9 protein-coding genes are annotated in these 7,097 nt (G+C 69.5%); 3 read left to right on the plus strand and 6 right to left on the minus strand.

The window, feature by feature from the left end; translation table 11 throughout:
* Nucleotides 1-5: 5 nt before the first annotated feature.
* Nucleotides 6-1,295: an MFS transporter gene (locus tag D9601_RS16545; protein ID WP_198355217.1), complete on the minus strand. Its 1,290-nt coding sequence runs from the start codon at nt 1,293-1,295 to the stop codon at nt 6-8.
* Between the two features lie 176 nt (nt 1,296-1,471).
* On the opposite strand from D9601_RS16545, the gene pgsA reads away from it, so the two are divergent.
* The 3 genes from pgsA to D9601_RS16560 are packed head-to-tail and all read left to right on the plus strand — an operon-like array spanning nt 1,472 to nt 2,747.
* Nucleotides 1,472-2,038: a CDP-diacylglycerol--glycerol-3-phosphate 3-phosphatidyltransferase gene (gene pgsA / locus D9601_RS16550; RefSeq protein ID WP_198355184.1), complete on the plus strand. Its 567-nt coding sequence runs from the start codon at nt 1,472-1,474 to the stop codon at nt 2,036-2,038.
* Between the two features lie 5 nt (nt 2,039-2,043).
* Nucleotides 2,044-2,301 carry a molybdopterin converting factor subunit 1 gene (gene moaD, locus D9601_RS16555; RefSeq protein ID WP_198355185.1) on the plus strand — a complete coding sequence of 86 codons (258 nt, stop codon included), beginning with the start codon at nt 2,044-2,046 and terminating at the stop codon, nt 2,299-2,301.
* On the plus strand, nt 2,298-2,747 hold the full coding sequence (locus D9601_RS16560) for a molybdenum cofactor biosynthesis protein MoaE (protein WP_198355186.1): 450 nt from the start codon (nt 2,298-2,300) through the stop codon (nt 2,745-2,747). The genes moaD and D9601_RS16560 overlap by 4 nt, the downstream gene beginning before the upstream one ends.
* Nucleotides 2,748-2,770: 23 nt before the next feature.
* On the opposite strand, the gene D9601_RS16565 is transcribed toward D9601_RS16560, so the two are convergent.
* The 5 genes from D9601_RS16565 to D9601_RS16585 all read right to left on the minus strand — a co-directional run.
* Nucleotides 2,771-3,361, minus strand: coding sequence for a fasciclin domain-containing protein (locus D9601_RS16565; protein WP_198355187.1), 591 nt, complete (start codon nt 3,359-3,361; stop codon nt 2,771-2,773).
* A gap of 162 nt (nt 3,362-3,523) precedes the next feature.
* Entirely contained in the window at nt 3,524-4,123 is a 600-nt protein-coding gene (locus D9601_RS16570) for a fasciclin domain-containing protein (RefSeq protein WP_198355188.1), read from the minus strand.
* A 51-nt stretch (nt 4,124-4,174) separates the two neighbouring features.
* Entirely contained in the window at nt 4,175-5,077 is a 903-nt protein-coding gene (locus D9601_RS16575) for a hydrogen peroxide-inducible genes activator (RefSeq protein WP_198355189.1), read from the minus strand.
* A 113-nt stretch (nt 5,078-5,190) separates the two neighbouring features.
* A complete protein-coding gene (locus D9601_RS16580; RefSeq protein WP_198355190.1) occupies nt 5,191-5,616 on the minus strand; it encodes a DUF4112 domain-containing protein in 426 nt (141 codons plus the stop codon).
* Between the two features lie 6 nt (nt 5,617-5,622).
* On the minus strand, nt 5,623-7,097 hold a 1,475-nt coding region (locus D9601_RS16585; RefSeq protein ID WP_332838036.1), incomplete at its 5' end, for an ABC transporter substrate-binding protein.

The raw sequence follows: 7,097 nt of genomic DNA on the forward strand, positions 1-7,097 counted from the left end.
TGCGCTCAGTCGCAGGCGCGGTGCAGCCGCTGCGCGATCCAGGCGGAAACCAGGCACATCGCTGCCACCAGCAGCAGCATGTCGGTCGGCCCGACGCCGAATGCGGTGATGATCAGGACGGCCACCGATCCGATCGTCATCGCGCCGGAATTGACGACATTGTTCGCTGCCACGGTACGCGCGGTCTGGTCCTTTTCCACCGTCGTGGTCAGGAAGGCGTAGAGCGGCACCACGAACATCCCGCCCGTCGTGGCGATCGCCAGCAGGCTCAGCATGATCGCGATCGCGCGGGGCTGGGCGATGAATTCGCCCCAGGAATAGAGCGTGCCGACCGGCGCCGCCGGCCATTCCCGGCACAGGACCGAGAAGAGTACGACGAAGCCGCCCATCGCGATCACCGACACGGGCGAATAGCGCGCGCTGATCCGGCCGCGCAGCATCGTGTTGATGATCACCGAACCGATCGCGACGCCGACCGAGAAGACCGCGATGGCACCGCTGGCGACGCGCTCGTCCGCGGTCAGCACGTTCTTCACCAGCGGCGGAAAGACGACGATCAGCACCGCGCCGATGGTCCAGAAGAAGCTGATCGCGCAGATCGCCAGAAACAGCCGCGGGATGTGCAGCGTCGCCCTGATCAGTCGCCAGGACGAGGTGAAGGGATTGTAGTTGAGCACCAGCCGCGGTCCCTCGCGCGGCGCCGGCGGGATCTGCCGCGCGACCAGCCAGCCCAGCGCGGCGACGGCGAGCACGGTGATCGCCGCACCCTCGATCGGGATCCAGCCCGCGGTCACCGTGCCAAGCAGGATGGCGAGATAGGTGCCCGCCTCGACCAGGCCGGTGCCGCCCAGCACGTCGTGCGGCGGCAGATGCTGCGGCAGGATCGCATATTTGATCGGGCCGAAGAAGGTCGAATGGACGCCCAGGCACAGCACCGCACCCAACATCAGACCGATGCCGACCCCCGGCAGGCCGGCGCGTGCCACCATCAGCCCCGACGCGCCGAGCAGCATGATCAGGATTTCCGCCGTCTTGACGATGCGGATGATCCGCGCCTTGTCGTGACTGTCGGCGAGCTGGCCGGCCAGAGCGGACAGCAGGAAGAACGGCAGGATCGCCAGCCCGGTCGCCAGCGCGTTGAAATTCGCCTCCATCTTCGGGTCGTTGAAGATCGCATAGGTGGCGAACAGCACCATCGACGTCTTGAACAGATTGTCGTTGAACGCGCCGAGGAACTGCGTCGTGAACAAGGGCAGGAAGCGGCGTTGCTTCAGCAACCCCAAGGCATTCAGCATGACGAAACGTGGCTTTCGCTCGATGTGTAGCGCACCGGCATAGCCGAGCCGCACCGGCACGCCAACCGGCCTGCGTCGCGGCCCCAGCCGGCCGGTGGCGGCGGGGTGTCGCGACGGCACGACTTTCTGCCACGCTCTGCCTTACGCTGGCGCGCGCGGCAGCGTAGGGAGGGATCATGCTGACGTTGCCCAACCTCCTGACGCTGTCGCGGATCGTCGCGGTGCCGCTGCTAGTCGCGCTGCTGTGGTGGCCGCGCTGGGAGGCGGGCTTCGGCATCGCCTTCGGCCTGTATTGCCTGATGGGCATCACCGATTATTTCGACGGCTATCTGGCCCGCGCACAGGGTGCCGTGTCGCGGCTGGGCGTGTTCCTCGACCCGATCGCCGACAAGATCATGGTCGCCGCGGTGATCCTGATGCTGGTCGGCACGCGTCACGACGACGCCGCGCTGATCACCGGCGTCCATCTGATCGCCGCGCTGGTGATCCTGCTGCGCGAGATCGCGGTGTCGGGCCTGCGCGAATTCCTCGCCGGGCTGCAGGTGTCGCTGCCGGTGTCGAAACTGGCCAAGTGGAAGACGACGCTGCAACTCGTCGCGCTCGGCGCGCTGATCCTCGCCGGCGCGCTGCCGGGACAGCCCTGGGTCAAGATCGTCGGTCTGGGCAGCCTGTGGGGCGCTGCGGTGCTGACGCTGGTGACGGGCTGGGATTATCTGCGCGTCGGCCTGAAGCACATGGACTGACCGGCATGGCGATCGAAATGCTCTATTTCGCCTGGGTGCGCGAACGGATGGGCCGTGCTGCCGAGACGGTGACCCCGCCGTCGACGGTCGCGACGGTGGCGCAACTGGTCGACTGGCTCGCCGCCCGCGATGCCGACAGCGGCACGGCGCTCGCCGACCGCGCCCGGCTGCGCGCCGCGGTCGACCAGGCGTTCGTGGCGATGGACGCGCCGATCGCCGGCGCGCGCGAGGTGGCGCTGTTCCCGCCGGTGACTGGCGGATGATCCGGGTCGTCGTCCATCCCGCGCCGATCGCGATCGACGCCGAACTGGCGCGGGTCGAGGCGGCACCCGGCGCCGGCGCGATCGCGACCTTCACCGGGCTGGTGCGCGCCGACGACGGCGTCGGTACGCTGGAACTGGAACATTACCCCGGCGCGACCGAAGCGGCGCTGACCCGGCTGGCCGAGGCGGCGACGGCGCGCTGGTCGCTGGGCGCGGCGACGATCGTCCATCGCGTCGGACCGATGGCGCCGGGCGAGCGGATCGTCTTCGTCGCGACCGCCGCGCCGCACCGCGCCGCCGCGCTGGAGGCCTGCACCTTCCTGATCGACCGGCTGAAGACCGACGCGCCGTTCTGGAAGCGCGAGACGCGCGACGGCGAAAGCCGCTGGGTCGAGGCCCGCGATACCGACGATGCCGCCGCCGCGCGCTGGCGCGACGGGGCATAAAGTCGACGCGGCGCGTCGATCGGTCAGCTCAGCTTGGGTACGCTCACCCCGTTGGTGACGTGAACGATGCCATTGGCCTCCTTGACGTCCGGCTGGCTGACATAGCTCTTGTTGCCGCTCGGGTCGGTGAGCACCAAATTGCCGTTGTCGATCGTCGCGGTCAGCGGCTGTCCCGACAGCGTCGGCAGCGACGCCGAACCGTTGCCCGCCGCGACCAGCGCCTTGATCTGTTCGGCCGTATAGGCGCCCTGCACGACATGGGTCTTCAGGATGGTGGCGAGGCTTGCCGCATTCTCAGGCTTCATCAGCGTGTCGACGGTGCCGGGGGCCAGTCGGGCGAAGGCGTCGTCGCTCGGTGCGAAGACGGTGAACGGGCCGGCTCCGGCCAGCGTCGGAGCGACCGCGGAGGCGGACACCAGCCGCGCCAGCGTGGCATGATGGTCGAGCGTCGGCAGCGCCTGGGCGATCGTCGCGGTCGGCGCTTCCGGCGGCAAGGCGACCCGCCCGACCGACAGCTGCGGCGGCTTCTCCTTCTTCTTGGCGTCTGCGGCCGTACCGGCGCAGAGCAGGGCGGTCAGCGTAAGGGCGGTGGCAAGCTGGGAGTGGCGGGTCATGGGACATCTCCAACGTCGGCGAACGTCATGAAGCTGTCATATGCTGCACTGCAATGTAAAGACTTTGGTATACGCTTGTGGAGGCATCTGACCCTGTTCGTCGCACAAACGCAACGCTTCAACGAGCTGTTTTGTAAGGATAATACACGCGGAACGCCGTAATCATTCCGTTAGTGTCGGCACCAGCACGCCGTTGATGACATGGATGACGCCGTTCGCCTGGCGACGGTCGGCCGTCTCGATATAGGCGCGGCTGCCGCTGCTGCTGGTCAGCATCACGACATCGCCGTCCAGCGTCGCGACGATCGGCTGCCCGGCCAGGCTGGTCAGCGTCGCCCGGCCCCCTCCGGCCCGGATGCGCGCGACCAGATCGGCCTCGCTCACCGCACCGGCGACGAGATGGTCGCGCAGCAGCAGCTGCAACGTCACGCGATTCTCCGGCGCGAGCAGCGCGGCCGGCACGTCTTCCGCCAGCCGGGCGTAGGCGGAGTCGGTCGGCGCGAAGAGCGTATAGGGGCCGGCACCGTCGAGCAGGGCAGTCGCGTCCGCGACCGCCGCCTCGCGTGCGAGCTGCGTCAGACCCGGAACCTGGGCGATCGACGTGCCGATCGTCGCCTCCGGCCGGATCCGGGTCACATCGACCGAAACCGGGGCGATCGCCGCCGGCACGGCGGGCGGCGGGGCGGCAGCGGGCGGCACGCATCCCGGCAGGGCGGCGAGCAGGACGACCAGCCACGCCCGGCGGGGAAGAGCGACATTCACCCGGCTGCTACGTTCGAGCCGGCATCGCGGTTGCACGCCGATGGGTGAGGCTCAGCGGACCTTGGCCAGCGTCTCCGCCAGCAGCTGGAAATCGCGCTCCCGCGGCGACGCACGGCGCCAGACCAGTGCGATCCGCCGCACCGCATTGTCCGCCGCAAGCGGCCGCGCGATGATGTTGGTGTGATCGAGGATGCCGGCCTCGATCGCCATTTCCGGCAACATCGTCATGCCCAAGCCGTTGTCGACCATCTGCACGATCGTGTGCAGCGAGGTGCCGAGCATCGTCGCCTCGGCGCGCAACTCCGGCCGGTTGCAGGCGGCGAGGGCGTGGTCCTTCAGGCAATGCCCGTCCTCGAGCAGCAACAGCCGGTCCTCGTCGATCGCCGCCGCCGGAATCGACGCGGGATCGTCGGGCAGGTCACCCTGATGATAGGCGACGAACAGCCGGTCGTCGAACAGTGTCTGCGACGCCACCTCGCCACAAGCGAAGGGCAGGGCGAGCAGCACGCAATCGGTGCGGCCGTTGTGCAGCCCCTCGCACGCCGCGCCGCTCGGCTCCTCGCGCAAGAACAGCTTCAGGTCAGGATAGTCGGCGCGCAACCGCGGCAGGATGCGCGGCAGCATGAAGGGCGCGATGGTCGGGATGACGCTCATCCGCATCTCGCCGGACAGCGGCCGGCCGGCAGCACGCGCCATGTCGCCCAGCTCCTCGGCCTCGCGCAGCACGCGGCGGGCCTTGTCGGCGATCCGTTCGCCGAGCGGCGTGAATCGCACCACCCGCCGCGTCCGTTCGACCAGCACCACGCCGATCAGCGTCTCCAGCTCGCGCAGCCCCGCCGACAGCGTCGATTGCGTCACATAGCAAGCGTCGGCCGCACGCCCGAAATGGCCATGGTCGCGCAGCGCGACGAGATATTGCAATTGTTTGAGCGTCGGCAGGTAGGTCGCGGCCATGAATTGCCCTTGATGGCGAGAGTGCGCGAATAGACGCGATGGCTCTGCGCCTCAACGTGGATATGCCGGGCGGGCGGCGATGGCCCGCCGCCACGCGCCTGTCGGGCCGGGACCTAGGCTTGCAGCGTCACCGTGCCGGGAAAATGCCGGTCGAGGTGCCGCCGGATCAACCGCAGGTTGCGCGTATTCGAGCGGAAGAAGAAATCGGGCACCGCGCCGATCCACGGGATCATGCCCAGCGCCCAGTCGACGCCGACATTGCCGAACATCCGCGCCATCTGCATCTTCGACATGCCGAGGTTGCGCGCTTCCCAGACCAGATACGACCCGAGGATCGCCGCGACGCTGGTGCCGATCACGGGCACGAGGTCGAGCAAGACGTCGAGGCCGACGCGGCGCTGCGTGCCCGGGATGACGAACAGTCCCTCCATCAGGCGCTCCATCGCCTCGATCCGCTTGCGGACCGACGCCGGATCACGCCCGACGGGAAGGGCGCTCAGGACCTGCTGGGGATCGATGCTGCGGACTCGGTCTTGCATGCCCGATCATCTGGTGTCGTCGCGCAGCCGGTTCAACGGGTGCCAGGCGCGGCTGTTCGGCCGCCACTGGCGCAGCCGCATCGCGACCAGCGACCAGCGCAGCGGCCGGGCGAGCGGGATGAAGGCCGCGTCATTGGCCAGGGCGACATCCGCCGCCGCGATCAGCCGCGCCCGCTCGGCCAGCGTCGGCGCGTCGCGTGCGGCGAGGATCGCCGCCTCCGCATCGGGACTACATGGCCGGCACGCCTGAGCCAGATACCAGCGCGCACTGTCATAGGGCGCGACCAGATCGACCAGCCGCAGATCGGCTGCCTCGTCCGGCCCGACCCGGCGGGCCGTGATACCGATCTCGGTCAGCGAGGCGGCGATGCCGGCGTAGAGCAAGGTGCCGCCGGGCCCGGTCGGCACCGCCACGGCGAGCGTCACCGGGCCATCGGCATAAGCGGCGACGCGGGTTCGCGCCGCCTCGCGCCGCTGGTCGAGGGTGAGTAGCGACCAACTCGGAAGGGCCGGCGGCGCGGCCGAATCGAGCTGTTCCGGCAACAGCCGGTCGGCCGTGTCCCAGCCCCCCATCACCGCGGCCGTCGCCGCACCCCGATCGATCGCGCCGCTCAGCGCCGACCGATTGGCCGCATCCGCCAGAAAGCCGGTGCGGCGCTCGATCGACAGTCCGAACAGGCCGGCGGCCGGATCGATGCGGATGTTGGCCGGTGCGATGCCGCCGATCCCGACCAGGGGCCAGTCGGTGAAGGTGCCGCCGGCGACCAGATCCGAATCATGTGCGGCGAAGCGAACGATCGCGCGTGCCGCCCGTTCGCCGATTAGCCGGACATTCTCTTCGGGACCTGGGGTGCGCTGGTCGTCTAGATCGGCCCGGCCGGGATCGAGTGCCGGGCGGAGCAGCGGGCTGGCCGAGCCCCGCGCGATGCGCAGCGGCCCCGTGCCGCCGGCGCGGGCCCGCCACAGCGCGAGTTCGGGCTGAGCGAACACCTTGAGCAGGTCGGGTCGAGGCCGGCGCAGCCGCACCTCGATCACCTGCGGCGTCATCACGACGATTTCATCGACGGCGGTCAGGAAGGGGGCGAGGGGGTTGCGCGATCCGGGGCGCAACTGGCGACGGAGTAGGGCGACGACCTGTTCGGCGGTGACCGTGCTGCCGTCGGCCCATTGCGCAGGGCGGAGGCGGAAGATGTAGCTGGTGCCGTCGTCGATGACGATCCAGCGTTCGGCCAGGCCGGGCTCGATCTGGCCGGTCGCGTCGAACCGCACCAGCCCCTGCGCGGTCGCGTCGAGCAGCAAGCGCGTCGGCGTATCGAGCGAGACCCGCGCCGGGTCCGCGGCGCGCGGTGCCGGGCCGATCGCACTGACGATCACCGCCCCCGAATCCGGCCGCTGGTTGCAACCCGCCAGCGCGAGCAGCGCGGCGATGGTGCGGACGGCGGGACTCGAACCCGCACTCCATAGGAAGCCGATTTTAAGTC

This window comes from Sphingomonas sp. MA1305 (assembly GCF_016107325.1).
GTDB lineage: Bacteria > Pseudomonadota > Alphaproteobacteria > Sphingomonadales > Sphingomonadaceae > Sphingomonas.